13 protein-coding genes are annotated in these 18,422 nt (G+C 69.5%); 3 read left to right on the forward strand and 10 right to left on the reverse strand.

Annotated features, from left to right (window positions below):
- Positions 1–30: 30 nt before the first annotated feature.
- Positions 31–2,655 carry an alpha-ketoglutarate dehydrogenase gene (mdeB, locus tag ACSQ9I_RS29260; RefSeq protein ID WP_436315484.1) on the reverse strand — a complete coding sequence of 875 codons (2,625 nt, stop codon included), beginning with the start codon at positions 2,653–2,655 and terminating at the stop codon, positions 31–33.
- A 106-nt stretch (positions 2,656–2,761) separates the two neighbouring features.
- Here mdeB and ACSQ9I_RS29265 point away from each other — a divergent pair, with 106 nt between their 5' ends.
- Positions 2,762–3,235, forward strand: a complete 474-nt coding sequence (locus ACSQ9I_RS29265) for an Lrp/AsnC family transcriptional regulator (RefSeq protein WP_093108597.1) — start codon at positions 2,762–2,764, stop codon at positions 3,233–3,235.
- Between the two features lie 12 nt (positions 3,236–3,247).
- Here the strand turns inward: ACSQ9I_RS29265 and ACSQ9I_RS29270 are convergent, their stop codons facing one another.
- The 5 genes from ACSQ9I_RS29270 to mltA form a co-directional block, all read right to left on the reverse strand.
- Positions 3,248–5,500 (reverse strand): PhoX family protein, encoded by a 2,253-nt coding sequence (locus tag ACSQ9I_RS29270; protein ID WP_436315485.1) that lies wholly within the window; start codon positions 5,498–5,500, stop codon positions 3,248–3,250.
- A 134-nt stretch (positions 5,501–5,634) separates the two neighbouring features.
- Positions 5,635–6,858, reverse strand: coding sequence for a hypothetical protein (locus tag ACSQ9I_RS29275; protein ID WP_436315486.1), 1,224 nt, complete (start codon positions 6,856–6,858; stop codon positions 5,635–5,637).
- Between the two features lie 2 nt (positions 6,859–6,860).
- Positions 6,861–8,294 carry a UbiA family prenyltransferase gene (locus tag ACSQ9I_RS29280; protein ID WP_436315487.1) on the reverse strand — a complete coding sequence of 478 codons (1,434 nt, stop codon included), beginning with the start codon at positions 8,292–8,294 and terminating at the stop codon, positions 6,861–6,863.
- A 7-nt stretch (positions 8,295–8,301) separates the two neighbouring features.
- Positions 8,302–8,676, reverse strand: coding sequence for an SMR family transporter (locus tag ACSQ9I_RS29285; protein WP_093108594.1), 375 nt, complete (start codon positions 8,674–8,676; stop codon positions 8,302–8,304).
- Between the two features lie 45 nt (positions 8,677–8,721).
- Positions 8,722–9,870 carry a murein transglycosylase A gene (gene mltA, locus ACSQ9I_RS29290; protein ID WP_436315488.1) on the reverse strand — a complete coding sequence of 383 codons (1,149 nt, stop codon included), beginning with the start codon at positions 9,868–9,870 and terminating at the stop codon, positions 8,722–8,724.
- On the opposite strand from mltA, the gene ACSQ9I_RS29295 reads away from it, so the two are divergent.
- Entirely contained in the window at positions 9,869–10,030 is a 162-nt protein-coding gene (locus ACSQ9I_RS29295; RefSeq protein ID WP_436315489.1) for a hypothetical protein, read from the forward strand. The genes mltA and ACSQ9I_RS29295 overlap by 2 nt on opposite strands.
- A 38-nt stretch (positions 10,031–10,068) precedes the next feature.
- Positions 10,069–10,722, forward strand: a complete 654-nt coding sequence (locus tag ACSQ9I_RS29300) for an OmpA family protein (protein ID WP_093108592.1) — start codon at positions 10,069–10,071, stop codon at positions 10,720–10,722.
- Here the strand turns inward: ACSQ9I_RS29300 and ACSQ9I_RS29305 are convergent.
- The 4 genes from ACSQ9I_RS29305 to ACSQ9I_RS29320 are packed head-to-tail and all read right to left on the reverse strand — an operon-like array spanning position 10,719 to position 18,413.
- Positions 10,719–11,342, reverse strand: a complete 624-nt coding sequence (locus ACSQ9I_RS29305) for a response regulator transcription factor (RefSeq protein ID WP_436292027.1) — start codon at positions 11,340–11,342, stop codon at positions 10,719–10,721. The genes ACSQ9I_RS29300 and ACSQ9I_RS29305 overlap by 4 nt on opposite strands.
- Before the next feature lie 22 nt (positions 11,343–11,364).
- A complete protein-coding gene (locus tag ACSQ9I_RS29310; RefSeq protein WP_436315852.1) occupies positions 11,365–13,416 on the reverse strand; it encodes a two-component system sensor histidine kinase NtrB in 2,052 nt (683 codons plus the stop codon).
- A 23-nt stretch (positions 13,417–13,439) separates the two neighbouring features.
- Entirely contained in the window at positions 13,440–14,255 is an 816-nt protein-coding gene (locus tag ACSQ9I_RS29315) for a carbon-nitrogen hydrolase family protein (RefSeq protein WP_436292026.1), read from the reverse strand.
- Between the two features lie 27 nt (positions 14,256–14,282).
- Positions 14,283–18,413, reverse strand: coding sequence for a YhdP family protein (locus ACSQ9I_RS29320; RefSeq protein WP_436315490.1), 4,131 nt, complete (start codon positions 18,411–18,413; stop codon positions 14,283–14,285).
- Positions 18,414–18,422 lie beyond the last annotated feature (9 nt).

Genomic DNA, 18,422 nt, shown 5'->3' on the forward strand with positions numbered 1-18,422 from the left:
ATAAGTGATTTGTCAAGAATGAGAAACAAATCAGCGCAGTGCGTGGCGCGCTGCGCCTACGACGCTCGCCGCATCCACCCCGAAGAACCGGCGCAGCGCCGCGCGCGTGTCGCTGCGGCCGAAGCCGTCGGTGCCCAGCGTGAGGTAGCGGCGGCCTTCGGGCAGGAATGCACGGATGCTTTCAGGCACGGCGCGCACATAGTCGGTCGCGGCAATCACAGGCCCCCTGCCGCCCGCCAGCTGCCGTGCGATGAAGGGTGTGCCCGGCGCCGCATCGCCGGCCAGCGCACGCGCCTCGCAAGCCCGGCCGTCGCGCGCGAGCTCGCTCCAGCTCGTGACGCTGAAGACCTCGGCCTCGATGCCTTCCGCGGCCAGCAGCTGCGCTGCCTTGAGGACCTCGGTCAGGATCGCGCCGGAGCCGAGCAGTGTCACTTTGGCTGACGCGCGCTCCGGACCCTCGAAGCGATAGCAGCCGCGCAGCACATCGACCTCCGCGCCTGCCGGCAGGTCGGGCTGGGCATAGTTCTCGTTCATCAGCGTGACGTAATAGAAAACGTCCTTCTGCTCGACCATCATCTCGCGGATGCCGGCATCGACGATCACCGCCATCTCGCCCGCGAACGCCGGGTCGTAGGCCTTGCAGTTCGGGACGGTGGCGGCGATCAGGTGGCTCGACCCGTCCTGGTGCTGCAGCCCCTCGCCGCCGAGCGTGGTGCGCCCCGAGGTGGCGCCGAGCAGGAAGCCGCGCGAGCGCTGGTCGGCCGCGGCCCAGATCTGGTCGCCCACGCGCTGGAAGCCGAACATAGAGTAGTAGATGTAGAAGGGCAGCATCGCCAGGCCGTGCACGCTGTAGCTGGTGGCCGCCGCGGTCCAGCTCGCGATGGCGCCGGCCTCGCTGATGCCCTCTTCGAGGATCTGGCCGTCGGTCGCCTCGCGGTACGAGAGCACCGAGCCGATGTCCTCCGGCGCGTAGCGCTGGCCCACGCTCGAATAGATGCCGACCTGCTTGAACAGGTTGGCCATGCCGAAGGTGCGCGCCTCGTCGGCCACGATGGGCACGATGCGCGGGCCCAGCGTCTGGTCCTTCATGAGGTTGCCCAGCATGCGCACGAAGGCCATGGTGGTGCTCATCTCCTTGCCGGCGGCGGCGATCGCGAACTGCGCGTAGGCCGCGATTTCCGGCTTGGCGACCGGCTCGCACGCGGTCTCGCGCTTGGGCATGCTGCCGCCGAGCGCGGCGCGCTTTTCGAGCAGGTAGCGCATCTCGGGGCTGTCCCCGGCCGGCTTGTAGAAGGCTGCCTGCGTCGCCTGTTCGTCGCTGAGCGGCAGGTCGAAGCGGTTGCGGAATTCGATCAGGTCGTGCTCGTCGAGCTTCTTCTGCGAGTGCGTGGTCATCTTGCCCTGCCCCGCGCTTCCCATGCCGTAGCCCTTCTTGGTGTGGGCCAGGATCACGGTGGGCTGGCCGCGGTGAGCCGCGGCCGCGGCATAGGCGGCATGGATCTTCACCAGGTCGTGGCCGCCGCGCTTGAGGCGATCGATCTGCTCGTCGGTCATGCCTTCCGCGAGGCGCGCGAGCTCCTCGTTCTGGCCGAAGAAGGTGTCGCGGTTGTAGCGCCCGTCCTTGGCCGCGAAGGTCTGCATCTGGCCGTCCACCGTGTTGGCGAAGGCGCGCGCCAGCGCACCACCGCTGTCGCGCGCGAACAGGCCGTCCCAGTCGCTGCCCCACACCAGCTTGATCACGTTCCAGCCGGCGCCGGCGAAGAGTTTTTCGAGCTCGTCGATGATGCGGCCGTTGCCGCGCACCGGGCCGTCGAGGCGCTGCAGGTTGCAGTTGACCACCCACACGAGGTTGTCAAGCCGCTCGCGCGCAGCGAGCGTGAGCGCGCTCATCGATTCGGGCTCGTCCATCTCGCCGTCGCCGAACACACCCCACACTTTCCGTCCCTCGCAATCGAGCAGGTTGCGGTGCGTGAGGTAGCGCATGAAGCGCGCGTGGTAGATCGAGCTGATCGGACCGATGCCCATCGAGCCGGTCGGGAACTGCCAGAAGTCCGGCATCAGGTACGGGTGCGGATAGCTGGAGAGGCCGCGTGCGCCGTGGGCGGGCGCCGTGAGTTCCTGGCGATAGTGCCGCAGATCCTCCTCGCTCAAGCGCCCTTCGAGAAAGGCACGCGCGTAGACGCCCGGCGCGCTGTGCGGCTGGAAGAACACGAGGTCGCCGCGCTGCTTCTCGTCGCGCGCATGGAAGAAATGATTGAAGCCGGTCTCGAACAAGTCGGCCGCACTCGCATAGCTCGCGATGTGGCCGCCCAGTTCGCCATAGGCCTGGTTGGCGCGCACCACCATCGCGAGCGCGTTCCATCGCATCAGCGAAGCCAGCCGCTCTTCGATCGCGAGGTCGCCCGGGAACGCGGGTTGCGCCTCGACCGCGATGGTGTTGACGTAGGGCGTCGACAGCTCGGGCTGCCAGCCGATGCGCTGCGTACGTGCGATGCGCGCGAGTTCGTCGAGCATCCAGCGCGCGCGTTCCGGCCCGTGCGCCTCGGCCAGCGAAGCGAAGGCCTCGCGCCATTCGGCGGTTTCGACCGGGTCGGGATCGTTCAAGGGCATGTCGATCAGTGCGCGCAGCTGACCGGAAGAAATCGGGGCGTTCATGAACCGCACTTTAGGCCGCCTCCGATGGAATGGGCTGCCGTTCCAGCGGATCTCTCAGGGTTATCGCGGCATAGAATGCCGCCATTCAGCCATTTCAAAGCATTTCATGCAACTTGACGCGATCGATCTGCGCATCCTCGACGAGCTGCAGCGCGACGGCGCGCTCTCGAACGTGGAGCTCGCGCGGCGCGTGCACCTGTCGCCCTCGCCCTGCCTCGCGCGCGTGAAGGCGCTCGAAACGGGCGGTGTGATCCAACGCTACGTGGCGCTGGCCAACGCGGCCGTGCTGGGGCTGGGACTCAACGTGTTCATCTCGATCAGCCTCAAGACGCAAAGCAAGAAGTCGCTGGCCGACTTCGAACAGCGCATCGCCGAGCACGACGAGGTGATGGAGTGCTACCTGATGACCGGCGACAGCGACTACCTGATCCGCGTGGCGCTGCCTGACATCGGTGCGCTCGAGAAATTCATCCTCGAGCAGCTGACGCCCATTGCGGGCATCGAGAAGATCCGCTCGAGCTTTGCGCTCAAGCAGGTGCGGTACAAGACGGCGCTGCCGTTGCCGGCAGCGCCGTCCTGAATCGTTCGGGCCTTACAAGCCGATCAATCCGCCGTCGTTCTTCGTGATCACGACCGTGGCCGAGCGCGGACGCGCATTGCCGCCTTCCGGCCAGTGGCTGCCGAAGAGCGCCGGGTTGGCGATGTTCGCTGCCGCCGTGGTCTCGCCCGGGTGCTGGATGTTGACGAACAGCGCGCGGCCGTCGCCCGATTCGGCGATGCCGGTGATCTCGCAGTCCTTCGGGCCGACGAGGAAGCGGCGCAGGCCGTCGGTGCCCGGCGCCTTGCCGACGAAGGTGGCCTGCGTGCGCGTGGTCGCGCCGTCGACGTTGGTGATGGTCTTGGCAGCGCCGTCGCCCACCTTGCCGGGCACGGCGCCCAGCAGCATGCAGTTGGTGACGTCGGTGTAGGCGCCATCGTCGGTCTCCAGCCACAACAAGCCGCTGGTCACGCTGCTGAACCACAGGCCGTCGGGGCTCGAGAAGTCGTTGTCGGCGACCAGGCCCGAGAGGTTGATGTCGGCCGAAGCCGTGGCACGCGCGCCGAACAGGTACACGTCCCACTTGAAGCTCAGGGCCGTCGGGTCGGCGCCGTCGTCCGCAAAGCGCACGATGTGGCCGTTGGGATTGCCGGTCTGCGCCGTTGCGGCCACGCCCTTGGGGTCGTTGTAGAAGCGCGGGTTGGCCGCATCGGTGGCCGTGATGGGACGCGAAGCGGCGTTGGTGTTGGTGAGGGTCACATAGACCTCGCCGGTCTTCGGATTGACGGCCGTCCACTCGGGGCGGTCCATCTTGGTGGCGCCGGCCGCATCGGCCGCGAGGCGCACGTTGATCACCACGTCGGCCGCGTCGCCGAAGGCGTAGGCGGGATTGCTCGCCGTGATGCCGTTGACGCCGAGCTTGAGCTCCAGCCACACGCCCGTGCCGTCGGCATTGAACTTGGCGACGTAGAGCTTGCCGTCGTCCATGTACTTGTCGCCGGCCGCCAAGCCGCCGTTGATGTCGGCCGCATCCCAGGCCTTGGTCGACACGAACTTGTAGATGTACTCGTTGCGCGAATCGTCTCCCATGTACCAGACCAGGGGCTTGCCGGCCACCACCGGGCCGAGGCAGGCGCCTTCGTGGCCCATGCGGCCGAGCGCGGTGCGCTTCTTCGGCGTGCTGCCGGGCGTGAAGGGATCGATCTCGACCACCCAGCCGTAGGTGTTGGCGCCGTTGCGGTAGTCGTCCGTGGCGGTGGCGCCGGTGACCTGGGCATTCCAGCGGCCGTAGATGTTGTCGGCCGTGTCGGGCGTGACGGTGGACCAGAGTTCGCGACCGGTGCCGGCAACGCCGTAGCGCGTGAAGGCGGCGAGCTCCTTGGCGCTGCGGCTGGGGTTGTCGGTCGCGGTGATGCGGCGGAAGTAGCCGGCCCAGTTCTCCTCGCAGGTCAGGTAGGTGCCCCAGGGCGTGGTGCCGTTGGCGCAGTTGTTGAGCGTGCCGCGGGTCTTGCTGCCGTCGGTGCTGAACTTGGTCTTCAGGTAGTCGGTGTTCGCAGCCGGGCCCGAGAAAGTCATCTCGGTCAGCGTGTGGACGCGGCGGTTGAAGCTCGAGTCCTGCTTGTAGCTCCAGCTGCTCGCGCCCTTGTTGACCTCGATCACGCTCACGCCGTGCAGGAAGAACTCGCGCTGCACTTCGTCGGCGACGCTGCGGACGGCGGCGTTGCCGGTGCCGACGATGGTCTGGCCGGTGGGATGCAGGAACAGCGGCGTGATGGCTTCGTGGTTCATCGCCAGCAGGCCGCGCGAGGCATTGGCCGGGTCCCACTTGTTCGAAGCATTGATGCCGAAGAAGGTCATGCCGTCATGGTGGTCGCCGGCGCGCTTGTCATAGGTGGCCGGCGCATCGGTGCCGTCGTTCGCATAGGCAGGCACGCCGGCCGCGATCGGATCGCCGAGGCGGTACAGCACGCTGGCGGTATAGCCGGGCGGCACGCTGACGACGTCGTCCAGGCTCTTGGCGACGGCCGTGAAACCGAGCTTGGGTGCGGCCGGCGCCGGTGCGGGCGCAGGGGCCGGAGCGGGTGCCGGCGCAGCCGGCAGCACCGGGAAACCGCCGCCGCTGCCGCTGCCGCCACCGCCGCAGGCTTGCAACAGCGCGGCGCCGGCGGTGCCGACGCCCAGGCCGAACAGGTGGCGACGGCTCAGGCGCGACGCGATCAGGTCGTTGAAGGAGGGGTTGGGGCTTGAGTTGTGGCCGATGTCGTCGGGGTCGATCGCAGCGATTTCGTTATGGGTCTTGGCGGTCATTCGCAGAACTTTCAGTGGGGACTGGTTGTAGAAAAACTCAGCCCGGTACGCTAAAAGTTCAATGTGACGCCCGGAAGTCAGTCATGGGTCAGAACCGCGACGCGCGGCCTCCTGCGCCGCCGGCGGTCGTTCTCTCAGCGCGCGTGCTGCAGCAGGCGCGCCGCCGTCTCGTACATCGCGGCGTTGTTGAAGGCCGCGAGCCCGGCCGTCAGCAGCGCGATGTACGCGGCGACAGGGCCCGGCAGCGAACGCGCGGCAAACACCGCGAGCGCCATCAAGAGCGGCAGGAAGTGCGCGGCGTAGAGAAAGGTCTCCTCGCCGTAGATCAGATGCAGCGCAACCTGCGCCGCCAGCGTGAGCCCGAGGACCTTGCCGAAGGCATGCCACTGCGGCGAACGCACGAGCCCGTGCACGCCGGCCGCCAGCAGCAGGGTCCACAGGCCGAGCGCGAGCATGCCGGCCCAGCTGCCCGAACCGGGCGCGCTCAGCTGCACCGTGAGCCAGTTCAGCTTGGGCGCTTCGGAGGCCTTGGCCAGCAGCACTTCGGGCACGCTGATTGGATGCCAGAACATGCCGGCGAGCTTGTGCAGCACGGTGCCCGACTGCTCCAGGTTCACGTAGTCCACCTCTTCCCGGCTGCCGAGAAAGAAGAACTTGGCGAAGCGGTAGAGGAAGCGCTGCGCCACCGAGACGAAGGCGACGACCACGAAAGCGATCGCGCTGATGGCGAACGCACGCCGCCAGGGCCGCTGGACCACGGCCAGCGCCAGCCCCGCGACCCAGTTGGTGACCGTGATGCTGAGGCTCGCGATGCTGGCGGCGACCAGCAGGCGGTCGCTCACCGGCCGATGCACCGCAAGCGCCGCGACCAGCAGCACCCACAGCAGGGTCAGCGATCCGATGCCGAAGGTCTCCGGCACCGAGAACCAGAACTGGAAGCCGGCGCTTGCGATGGCCAGCAGGGAAAAGCCGAGCGCAACGAAGCGGCCGGCGCCGAGCAACCGGCACAGCGCATAGAAAGAGACCACCCACAGCGCCGCCACCAGCGCCGCGAAGCGCATCGCCACCTGCAGATCGCTGCCCGGCCACAGCACGCGCAGGCCGGCGACCAGCGGATGGATGAGGATCGAGGCGATCGGATGGACCTTGGTGCGGTAGTGGTTGCTCTGCGAATCCACCATGTTGGCCAGCGCGCGCGGCAGGTCGGCCTGGAACCAAGCGTCGAGGCCCTCGGGCTTGAAGAGCTGCGGCGGCAATTGGCGCGACAGCGCCGCCAGCAGCATCAGGGCCAGCGCCGCGAGCAAGGCGGCGAGCAGCGCATCCCAGGCGAGGCTGCGTGTCGTCGTGGATGGGGTCACATTCAGCCTGCCATCCATAGCGCGACGGCGCCGATCGCCACGGCCAGCCGGCTGACCCAATCGCGCGCGGCGAAGACCACCGGGTCGTCGTGCAGCACGCCGCGGATCGCCTTGAGCCAGATGCGCATGGTCCAGAACAGGAAGACCGGGATCAGCACCCAAAGATATTGGGGGTTCTCGTAGCGCGCCACCATCTGCTGGTCGTGCAGGTAGAGGCCCAGCAGCAGGGCCGCCATCTGCCCGGCTGCGACGCCGGTGCACAGCACGAAAGGCGCATCGGTGGCCACGTAGCCGCGATTGCGCTTCATCTGGCGCACCTCGGCGGGCGGGCCGGTCAGCTCGACATAGCGCTTGGCCAGCGCCAGGCTCAGGAAGATGAAAAGCGAGAACGAGAGAATCCAGAAGGACAGCGGCTGCCCGGTGGCCGCCGTGCCGGCCGCCACCCGGATCGTGTAGAGGGCGGCCAGCGAGAACACGTCGACCACCGCACGGCGCTTGAGATGCAGCGAGTAGGCGGTGGTCAGCGCCATGTAGAGCAGCAGCACGCCCACGAAGGCATCCGGCAGCAGCGCGAGCGACAGCGCCAGCGAACTCGCACACAGAAGGCCTGTCATGACCAGGCCCGCCGGCACCGAGATCTCCCCGGCGGCGAAGGGCCGCGTACGCTTGCGGTGATGCCGCCGGTCCGTTTCGAGGTCGAGCAGATCGTTGAGCACGTAGATGCCCGAGGCCATGAGACCGAAGGCCAGGAAGGCGAGCACAGCGTTGACGACCAGCGACTGCGTGAGATCGTGCAGCGCCGGCATCAGCGGCAGGAAGATCAGCAGGTTCTTGAGCCACTGATGCAAACGGGCGCCGTACAGATAGCGCTTGAAGGAGGTGCGCGGCGGCACGATCCGTGCCTCGAGCGTGGTCGCGCCGGCCGCGCGCCGGGCCAGCGATTCGGAGCGGCTGACCACCACCGCGGCCTCGGCGCCGCGCCAGACCGCGAGGTCCACGCTGCGATCGCCTGCATAACTGAAGGCGCGGCCGCCGGCGTCGGCCTCGATCGCCGCCAGCTTGCCCGCGCCGCGCAGGTTGCGCTCGCCGTCGGAGGCGAGCACCGCATCGAAAAGGTCCAGGTGCCGCGCCACCGCGTGCGCGAGCTTGGCGTCGCTTGCCGTGGCCAGCACCGTGCGGCGGCCGGCGGCGCGCGCGCTGCGCACCAACGCGATCACCTCGGGCCGGTAGGGCAGGGTCGTGACATCGACGGTGGCGCGCTGCGCCACCTCGTCCTTGAACGCCGCCTTGCCGCGCAGCAGCCACAGCGGCAGGGAGAGCAGCGAGAGCGGCGAAGCGCGCACCAGCTGCAGCAGGGATTCGTGCAGCAGGTCGGTGGCGATCAGCGTGCCATCGAGATCGACGTAGAGCGGGCGCATGGTATTGAGGCCTGTCATCAGGACCCTAGCTCCGGCCGAGCACCACGACGCCCGCCATGATGATGGCGATGCCCAACACCCGGCCGGCGGTCAGCGGCTCGCCGAACAGCTGCCACGCGAGCAGGGCCGCGATCACGTAGCCCATCGACAGCATGGGATAGGCGACGGTCACGTCCACGCGCGTCAGTGCGAGGATCCACAGCCCTGCGCTGAGGAAATAGCAGACCAGCCCGAGCAGGATCCACGGCTGCGTGGCCGCGTTCCATGCGGCCGCCATCAGCGAGGCGCCGCTGCCCATGGCCACCGTGCCCAGCGTCTTGGCACCGGCCTTGAGCATCAGCTGCGCCGCCGAGTTGAGCAGCACGCCCGCGAAGATGATCGAAAAGGTCTGGAGATTCATGAAGATCCTTGCCCGTCGAAGGCAAGGATCATGCCCTGGCACCCGTTACTTCGGCCACAAGACCCACAAACGCAGAGGCTGATTCACGCGCGCGGCCAGGCGCCCCGCTTCGGCGCCGGTGCCGGCGAAGTAGTCGGCGCGCACTGCGCCGACGATCGCGCTGCCCGTGTCCTGCGCGACCACCAGCTTCGCGAGCGGCACCACCGGCCCGGGCGAGGCAAGCCAGACCGGCGTGCCGTAAGGGATGCTCTCGCGGTCGACCGCGATCGAGCGCCCGGCCGTGAGCGGCACACCCTGCGCACCGACCGGGCCGGAGGCCGCATCGGTCTCGGAAAGCGGCTCTTCGCGGAAGAACACGTAGCGCGGATTGCTCCACAGCAGTTGCGACAGGCGCTGCGGGTTCTGCGCCACCCACTGCTTGGTGTCGTCCGGCCACAGACTGACTTTCGTCGCGCCCTGGCTCACGAGCCATTGCTGAACGCTCTTGTACGGCTGCTCGTTGGTGGCCGCGAAGGCCACGCGTACGGTGCGCTGGGAGCCGTCGGCCTCGGTGATGCGCAGCCGCCCTGAGCCCTGGATGTGCAGCATCAGCACGTCGATCGGATCGGCCAGCCAGGCGATCTCGCGGCCGCGCAGCGCGGCCTGGGCCTGCGGCAGGGTGTCGATCTCCTGCCGCGTGTACCAGGGACGGCGCGCCACCAGACCGGCGGGCGCCTGGTAGAGCGGCACGGTGTGGGTGGCGGTCGGCCGCCGCGAAGCGTCGAACACCGGCTCGTAATAGCTCGTGAGCTTGCCTTCGTTCTGGCCGCCCGCGAGCGATTCGACGCGGTAGGGCTGCAGCCTCTGCTGCATCCATTCGCGCTGTTCATCAGTCTCGGCAAGCGCCAGCTGGCGCACCTCGCGGCACAGCGGCGCGAAGGCCGCGTTGGGACGCGCGCAATTCGCGATCAGCGCACCCCAGCCTTCATGCAGCGCGTCGTCGCCGAAGCCCGGCAGCTCGGACCATGACACGGGCACCCAGCGGCTCTTGGGATGCGCGAGCGATCCGGTGAGCGGTCCCAGCTCGCGCTGCGAGCTGGTGCCTGGCACGGCTGCGGGCGTTGTCGCTGCTTCGGGCTGCAAGGTGCCGACCGAACAGCCGGCGAGCGTTGCTACGATCGCGAGCCCGACCAGCCACTGGAGTCCTTTTGTCATGGGTTTGATTTTGCTTGAAGCGCTGGGCGCCGGAATCGTGCTGGTGCTGATCGTCTGGTGGACCATGTTCTCAGGGCGCAAGCGCGGCGAAATGCACGATGCGGGTGATTCTGAAAAAGAGTCTTCGTCCGACGAGCCGCCGTCGGGGGGCTCCACATAATTCCTCCTCGCTGAATCCAGCGTCTAAAAGGAATTCATATGAAAAAACTCGTACTCGCCACCACCGCAGCCGCCCTCGTGCTCTCGGGCTGCGCCGGCATGAGCGACACCCAGCGCAATACGGGCATCGGTGCCGGCATCGGCGCCCTTGGCGGCGCGGTCATCGGATCGGCAACCGGCGGCGACAGCCGCGCCATCGGCACGGGCGCTGCGGTCGGTGCGGCCGCAGGCGCGCTGGGCGGCTATCTCTGGTCGCAACGCATGGAAGCGCAGAAGCGCGAGATGCAGGCCGCCACGCAGGGCACCGGCATCGCCGTCACCCAGACCCCCAACAACGAGCTCAAGCTCGCGATCCCGAGCGACGTCTCCTTCGACACCGGCCGCTCTGCCATCAAGCCGAACTTCGCACCGATCCTCAACCAGTTCGCCAACGGCCTGCGCAACAACCCGAACGCCGAGGTGCGCATCATCGGCCACACCGACAGCACCGGCACCGATGCGATCAACAACCCGCTGTCGGTCGACCGCGCCGCCAGCACGCGCGACTACCTGATCGCGCGCGGCGTGCCGCAGCAGGCCTTCCGCATCGAAGGCCGCGGCTCGCGCGAACCGGTCGCCGACAACAACAGCGATGCCGGCCGGGCGCAGAACCGGCGCGTCGAGATCTATGTGGGCGAACGCCCGCAAGGCTAAGGGCGCAGGAGGTTGGCCAGTTCCACGGCCGACTTGACTTCCATCTTCTCGAACACGCGCGCACGGTGGACCTCCACCGTGCGCACGCTGATGGAGAGCTGCTCGGCGATCAGCTTGTTGGGCAGGCCCTCGACCACGCGCCGCATCACCTCGCGCTCGCGCTCGGTCAGTTCCTCGACACGGCGCATCAGGAGGCGCCGCGCGCGCTGCGCCTCGATGGCGCGCAACGAGGCGCCGAGCGCATGCTCGATGCGGTCGACCAGCGCGTTGTCCGAAAAAGGCTTCTCGCAGAAATCGAAGGCGCCGCGCTTCACCGCGTCCACCGCCGTGGGCACGTCGGCATGGCCGGTCAGGAAGATGACCGGCATGACTTCCAGCAAGCCGCGCTCGGCCAGCCGGTCGAACAGCACCAGCCCGCTGGTGCCGGGCATCCGCACGTCGAGCAGCAGGCAGTGCGGCTGATCGGCCAGCGGCTCCTCCATCAAACGCAATTCGAAGGCTTCGGCACTCGCGAAATGTTCGCTCACCAGCCGGCGCGAACGCAGCAGCCAGGCCAGCGCCTCGCGCACGCTGGCGTCGTCGTCGACGATGAAGATGAGGGCATCGATCAAGGGTTGCATCAGGAAAGGTCCATCGACTGATTCAGGCCGCAGGCAAAGTGAATCGGAACACCGTGCCGCGGGGCCGTTGCGGCTCGAACACCAGCGCGCCGCCGTGCTGCTCGACCACCGTGCGGCACAGGCTGAGGCCCAGGCCCATGCCGTCGGGCCGGGTGGTGAAGAAGGGCGTGAAGAGGTGCTGCGCCACCTCTTCGCTGATGCCGCAGCCGAGGTCGGCCACCGAGAATTCGATCCAGCGCCGCGTGTCGGCCTTGTCGCCGGCATCGCTGGCTTCGCCGACCGCGCGGGCGCGTGCTGCGCGCAGGCGCAGCACGCGGTCGCTGAGCTCCGGCAGGTCCATGGCCTGCATCGCGTTGCGCGCCAGGTTCAGAAGCACCTGCTCGACCAGCGTGCGATCGCACTGCACTCGCGGCAGGCGCTCCTCGAAGCTGACCTCGACGCGCACCGCGAGCTTGCGCGCCTGCAGCCGCACCAGCGGCAGCACCGCATCGAGCAAGGCCTGCGGCGCGACGGCCTCGCGCGTGCGGTCGCGCCGGCGCACGAAGTCGTGCACGCTGCGGATCACCTTGCCGGCGCGGTCGGCCTGCTCGGCGATGCGGCGCACCGCCATCGCGACTTCGCCATGGTCGCTGCCCTGCTGCGCCTGGCCCGCACCGTGCAGCAGGTTGAGCGAGCCGCTCGCATAGCTCGCGATCGCCGCCAGCGGCTGCGTGAGCTCATGGCTCAGCAGCGAGGCCATCTCACCGACGGTGGCCAGCCGCGCGCTAGCCTGCAGGCGCTCCTGGCTGGCGCGCGAGAGTTCCTCGATGCGCCGCTGCTCGCTGAGGTCGATGGAGGCGCTCATCCAGCCGGTCTGGGCGCCCTGCGCGTTGATCAGCGGCGCCTCGAAGATCAGCACCGGGAAGCGGGTGCCGTCCTTGCGCATGAAGACCGATTCGAAACCTTCGCGCGGCGGCGGCCCGCCGGTCAGCCGCGCGGCCTGGCGCCGGCGGTACTCGTGCGCCAGCTCGGTCGGCCAGTACGGCGCCTCGCCGGCATGGTTCAGCAGCTCCTCGGCGCTGAAGCCCACCATCTCGCAGAAGGCGGGGTTCACGTAGGTGATCCGCCCCTGCAGGTCACGCGCGCGCAGGCCGGTGATGACCGAGTCTTCCATCGCCTTGCGGAAGGCCAGCGCGTCGGCGAGGTCGCGCTCGGCGCGCTGCCGCCGGCGCGTGTCGCGCGCCAGCAGGACCAGCACCGACACCAGCGCGATCGAGATCGCGGTGACCAGCGCGGTCAGCAGATTGGGAAAGAGATCGGGCGCGGCACGCCAGCCGTCGACGCGCAGCATCAGGGTGGTACCGGGCAGGTCGACGAGCTGCTGCGAAGTGAACACGCGCGTGCCCAGGCGGCGCGCCGCGCCGACGGCCACCAGGCGGGTGCCGTCGGCCTCGGTGAAGGCAACCTCCTGGCCGCGCGTCAGCGTCGGCGCGACCAGTTCGACCAGCGTGTCGCGCAGCGAATAGGTGGCCACCAGGTAGCTGCCGCCCTCAACCGGCAGGCACAGCTCCATCACCTCGAGGCCGCCGCTCGGCACGAAGGGGACGTAGTGGCTCGGCGAGTAGGCCGGCGCGCCCAGCTTGCGTGCGGCGGCGCAGGCGAGCGCGACGTCGGACTGGTCCACGCTGCGGCTCGATTCCTCGAACACGCGCCGGCGGTAGGGCGTGTCGACGGCGGCCAGCGGGCGCAGCGCGGCGTCGCGCCACTCGAGCCTGAGCCACTCGCGGTGCTCGCGCAGCAGCGCCGCGGCTTCGATGGGCCAGTGCTCCCGGTCCATGCCGCTGGCCTGGGAGGCGCGCAGGCTTTGCGCGTTGCGCTGCAGGCCGCTGCGCAGGTCGGACACCGCATCGGCGGTGTCGCGATCCAGCGCGGTCTGGACCTGCTCGACTTCGTGGCGACCCGCCAGCCACACCACGGTGACCAGCAGCGCCAGCACCAGAACGGCCAGCAGCACCCAGAGGAACCAGCGCCGCCAGACGGAGCGCAGGAAGCGCAGCCACGCGAAGGCGTGGCGAAGGGTGCGGGCGGCAGGCAGCGTGGTGGAGGAGGACACCGAATTCAAAGTACGCAATGCGAGAGCGCGGGCAGCTGCGCGCGTGCGCGTTCGATCTGCTGCGCGTCGACTTCGAAGAGCACCACGCCTTCGTCGACGGCGCGCTCGGCCACCACCGTGCCCCAGGGGTCCACCACCATCGACTGGCCCCAGGTCTGGCGCCCGTTCTCGTGCGTGCCGCCCTGCGCCGGCGCGACCACCCAGGCCAGGTTCTCGATCGCGCGGGCGCGCAGCAGCACCTCCCAGTGCGCGGCGCCGGTGGTGCGCGTGAAGGCGCTGGGCACCAGCAGCAGTTCGGCGCCCTGGCGCGCGAGCGCGCGGTAGAGCTCGGGAAAGCGCAGGTCGTAGCACACGCTCATGCCGATGCGCCAGCGGTGACCGTCGCGCGAGGGCAGGTCGAAGCAGACGGGTTGCGCGCCGGGCGCGATCACGCGGCGCTCGTCGTAGCGCTCGCGGCCGTTGTCGAAGAAGAACAGGTGGATCTTGTCGTAGCGGGCCACGCGCTCGCCGTCCGGCGCGTAGGCGAGCGAGCTGTTGAACACATGGGTCTCGTCGCCGCTCTCGAGCGGCAGCGTGCCGCCGACGATCCACAGGCCGAACTCGCGCGCCGCGTCCGCCAGGAAGCCCTGCACCGTGCCGGCGCCGGCGGTCTCGCGCAGCGCCAACTTGTCGGTGTCGCGCGCGCCCATCATGCAGAAGTACTCGGGCAATACGGCGAGCTCGGCGCCGGCGGCGGCGGCTTCGCCCAGCAGCGCGTGGGCGCGCGCCAGGTTGGCTTCGCGGGCGATGGCCGACACCATCTGGATGGCTGCGACTTTCATGTGCGGATCTCCGTTGTTCTTCCTCTTTCAGCGCGGCGCGGGCGCCGCCGGCGCGCTCAAGGCTTCGGGCAGCGGCCGTCGCGGCACCTTGGTGATTTTCGGGTCGGCCCAGGTGCCGTCGATCTGGAACTCCTGCGTGGCGGCCGCGATCAACGGCCGGCTCAGCACCATCTGCGCAAGGAAAGTGCCCAGGCCGATCGCGGGGTTGATGGCGGTGGCCACCAGCGCCGCGGTGCCGGCATTGATCTCGGGCACTACCACCACGCGCAACTTCTGCGTTTCGCGCGCGATGTCGGCCGAGCCGTCCATCAGCACGGCGGCGTTGACGCCCTTCATCTGCAGATTGTTGGTGCTGGCCACGCCCTGGCTGATCTTGGCGTCGCCGCGCACGAAATCGAAAGCGAAGCCCTGGCTGAACACATCGCGGAAGTCGAGCGTAAGGCGCCGTGGCAGCGCCTGCAGGCTCATCACCCCGAGCAGCTTGGCGATGCCCGGATCGGCCTTGAGGAACTGACCCTGTTCGACATCGACCTGCAGCTGCCCGCCCAGGCTCGGGTAGTCGAGCGAGAAGGGCGAGCCGCTCCAGTGGACCTCGCCCTCGAGCCGGCCGCGGCCGCGCCGCACCACGTCTTTCATGCCGAAGCGCCCGAGCAGCTCGCCGGCGTCCGCGATCTCGAGCTTGAAGTCCATGGTGGTGCGGCGCTGCTCGCCGCGTCCGCGTGCGGCCGTGCTGCCCGGCACCGCGGCCCAGCTGCCCTGGGCCGTGAAGGTGGCTTCGGGCATGCTGAAAGCCAGCTTGTTGAGCCGCCATTCGCGGACCGCGCCGCCGCGGTTAACGGCGTCGATCTCGGCGCGGCCGAGGCGCCGGCCCAGGAGCTCGAAGTCGTCGACCACGATGTCGAGTGCCGGCAGCGTGCCGGGCTGCTCGTCGAGCAGCGACTCGACCGCGGTGGCCTCGCTGGGCGCGATCTTGAGGCGCGCGAGCCGCGCATGCAGGCGCCCGGCCTGCGCGCTGCGGTACTCCGCATAGCCGCTCAACTCGGTGGCATCGATGTTGGCGCGCCACAGCGCGCCGTCGCGCGTGCCGCCCATCACCACGTTGTGCAGTGTGCGGCCACCGACCGCGAGCTCCTTCGCGCGCACTGCGAGGATGGTGGGCAAGTAGGCGGACGCGTCGTCGGCAGCGGCGTCGCTGCCGGCCGCCTCGGCCGGCTTGCCGGTGGTTTCGCTGAAGAGTGCCTGCCAGGCCGGCACGTCGATGCGCGCGAGCTGGATGTTCGCAAGCACGCCGCGCTCCGGCGCCGCCGCGGACTCGCCCGCGGCCAGGCCGATGCCGATGCCGCCGCGCAGCACGCGCGGCTCGCTGCCGGAGATGTCGCGCACGTAGGAGGCCGATCCGACGCGGCCCAGCTCGATCGAGAGCCGGTCCTGCAGCAGCGCCGCAGCGCCGGGGCGCGCCTCGCGCAGAACGACCTTCTTCTCGATCGAAAGCGGCATCGACTCGTCGGCCGGCTTGGCCAGCGGTGCGGGCAGCTGCAGCGCGAGGCCCTGCAGGCTGCTGACGAAGGAGAACTCGGAGGCGCCCTCGCGCACCGTGAAGGAGGCCGTGTAGGGCGTGCTGCCGCTGGTGTTTTTCGCCAGGCGCGCGAGCCAGTCGACCTCGCGCGCCGCGCGCAGGCCGTCGGCGGTGGCCGTGCCCTGGGCGCGCAGGCTCAGCTCGTTGGCGGCGCCGGCATAGCGGCCGGCGCCCTCGATGCGCAGCGCCCCGCCCATCGCTCGGGCCTGCACGCCGGCCAGCGAGAAGCCGCTTTCGGTGAAGCTCAGCGTGCCGCGCGCCTGGGTGAGTGGCGGCATCTCGGGGCCGATCTGGAGCTCGTTGTCGGCCAGGGCGACGCTGGCCTGCACTTTCGCCTTGTCCATCGCGGCGAGCGGCAGTTCCAGGCGCAGGCGGTAGTCGGCGTTGCCGGTGGCGCGCGCGTGCGCCAGCGTCGGCCCGGCCTCGCCCGCGAGCGGCGATCCGGCGCGCAGCAGTTCGCCGAGCGGGCCCTTGGCCTGGGCGTCGACCTTGAGCAGCGGTGCGTGATGTGCCATGTCCGCGATCTGGGCCTCGGCCTTGGCGATCTCGATGCCGGGCGCGCCGACGACGCGCCCGCGCGCGTTGCGCACCAGCATGCCGGCGCGCTCGAAGACCAGTTCGCCCGAGAGGCCGTTGAGCGCGGGCCATACCTTCGCCTCGCCTGCCGCAGGCGGCACGTAGGCGTAAGTGACGTCGGCCACGCGCGCGGCGATGCGGAAGTCGCCGTGCCGCGGGTCGGTGAAGGGCATGTCCCACAGGTCGCCCTTGACCTTGAAATCGACCACGCTGGCGCTGCCCTTGGTGACCGCGTCGCGCACGTAGTCGCGCGTGTGCTTGGGGATGTGCAGCGGCAGGTAGCGGAACACGCGGGTGCCGTCGGCGCGGCTGAGCTTGCCCTGCAGATCGAGCACGCCCGGAAAGCGCGAGCGCCCACGCGAGACGGCCGGGTCGCTGGTGCGCCAGCTGGCCTGCGCGTCGCCCTCGGCATCGGCGTTGGCGAATTTCAGGTTGGCGAGCTGCAGTTGGGCCTTCTCGCCGTCGATCTTCCAGGTGAGCTGGGTGGACAGCTGGTCGATCGAAATCATCGGGTCCTCGAACACGCCGGGAAACTCGAGCGCGCCGTTCGCGATCGAGAACGCGGCGCTGCCGCCGGCCTGGCTGGCATCGAAATCGATGGTCGCGCCGCGCAGGCCGGGCGCGCCGACCGGCGGCAGTGGCGACGTCGGCGCGGCAGCGGCCGATGCGGCGGAACGCGGCGCCGAAGGGGCGGGCACGGCCGCCGTCGGCTTGCCGGGCTGCGAGGCGATGCCGAAGCCGCTGACCCGGCCGCGTGCCTGGTATTTGTCGGGCGCGCCGAGCAAGCCCTGCCAGTTGGCGTCGATGCGCTCGACCAGGCCGCGCGGCTCCAGGCCGCCGATGAGCTTGTGCGTCGCCTCGCCGAGCGGCAGGCGATCCGCGATCAGCGCCAGCGCCGCGAGATCGAGGCGGTCGGCACGTAAGGCGCCGCGTTCGGACGTGCGGCCCTTCGCCGGCGTGTGCTGGAACCACAGGTTGCCGCCCGGCCAGCGCATGCCATCGGCCGTATCGAACTGCAGATTCGTGGTGGAGAACTCCAGGGTCTCGTCGGTCATGCGGCCGGCCAGGCGCCCGGTGACGGCGCGCAGCACCAGCGGCTGGAGCCCCTTGCCGAGCGAGGTGTCGACGCGCATCAGCGCCAGGTCGACGGCGCCGCCGATGACCTTGCCCTCGTTGACATCGGCCCAGACGCGCAGGGCGCCGTTGCCCTCGCGGATGCGGGCGTCGAGCGCCACGTACTGGCCGAGGCGCGTGGCGTCGATGTGCGGCAGCTCGGCATAGACTTGGCCGTCCCAGCTCTGCCACTTGCCGCTGCGCACGGACAGGAGCGGCTGGCGGAACTGGCCGCGCAGCGTGAAGCGCTCGCCCCAGCCGGCCGGCGGCGTGGCGTCGAGCCGCATCGCATGGCGGCGGCTGCTGTTGCGGGCCACGAACTGCACGTCGGTCAAGAGCAGCGGCGCAGCGGCGCGGCGCTCGTCGGTCCAGCGCACCGTGCCGCCCTTGATCACGAACTCGCGCTGGGCGAAGAACCAGTCGGCGCCGCGGCCCTCGCCCGTGGTGTCGGTCGACATGTCGAGGCCGGCCACGTGCAGCTTGCCGAGCGCGTCCAGCCGCACCTCCATCTGCGGCTGCTCGATATAGAGCTGCTCGAAGCTCAGGCGCCAGAGCGAGCGCGGCGAGACGCTGGCCACCACGCGCGCGAGGCGCAGCGCCTCGCGCTGGCGCTCGTCGAGCAGCACCACGTCGCGCAGCTCGAAGCTCGGGAACAGGCTGCCGGACTGGGCGGTGATCGAACCGATGCGCACCGGCACGCCCATGGCCTTGCTGGCCTGCGCTTCGAGCGCGCCACGGTAGTCGCCGATTCGCGGCACAATCCAGACGTGTAGGACTACGACTGACAGCGCAAGCAGCAGCCATGCACCGATCAGCAAACCCAACAACCAGTGCGCCGTCACAGCGGTGATCTTGAGAAGCAGACGTGAAGGGGAAGACGTCGTGTCGTTCATTGAGGATCG

Origin of the sequence: Variovorax sp. LjRoot84, from assembly GCF_964254305.1 — a bacterium.
GTDB lineage: Bacteria > Pseudomonadota > Gammaproteobacteria > Burkholderiales > Burkholderiaceae_C > Variovorax.

Excerpts from the sequence above, each read along its gene's own strand:
- ACSQ9I_RS29320 (WP_436315490.1), bottom strand. The coding sequence starts at position 18,413 with ATGAACGACACGACGTCTTCCCCTTCACGTCTGCTTCTCAAGATCACC.
- ACSQ9I_RS29265 (WP_093108597.1), top strand. The coding sequence starts at position 2,762 with ATGCAACTTGACGCGATCGATCTGCGCATCCTCGACGAGCTGCAGCGC.
- ACSQ9I_RS29270 (WP_436315485.1), bottom strand. The coding sequence starts at position 5,500 with ATGACCGCCAAGACCCATAACGAAATCGCTGCGATCGACCCCGACGAC.
- ACSQ9I_RS29315 (WP_436292026.1), bottom strand. The coding sequence starts at position 14,255 with ATGAAAGTCGCAGCCATCCAGATGGTGTCGGCCATCGCCCGCGAAGCC.
- ACSQ9I_RS29300 (WP_093108592.1), top strand. The coding sequence starts at position 10,069 with ATGAAAAAACTCGTACTCGCCACCACCGCAGCCGCCCTCGTGCTCTCG.
- ACSQ9I_RS29295 (WP_436315489.1), top strand. The coding sequence starts at position 9,869 with ATGGGTTTGATTTTGCTTGAAGCGCTGGGCGCCGGAATCGTGCTGGTG.
- mdeB (WP_436315484.1), bottom strand. The coding sequence starts at position 2,655 with ATGAACGCCCCGATTTCTTCCGGTCAGCTGCGCGCACTGATCGACATG.
- mltA (WP_436315488.1), bottom strand. The coding sequence starts at position 9,870 with ATGACAAAAGGACTCCAGTGGCTGGTCGGGCTCGCGATCGTAGCAACG.
- ACSQ9I_RS29280 (WP_436315487.1), bottom strand. The coding sequence starts at position 8,294 with ATGACAGGCCTCAATACCATGCGCCCGCTCTACGTCGATCTCGATGGC.
- ACSQ9I_RS29285 (WP_093108594.1), bottom strand. The coding sequence starts at position 8,676 with ATGAATCTCCAGACCTTTTCGATCATCTTCGCGGGCGTGCTGCTCAAC.
- ACSQ9I_RS29305 (WP_436292027.1), bottom strand. The coding sequence starts at position 11,342 with ATGCAACCCTTGATCGATGCCCTCATCTTCATCGTCGACGACGACGCC.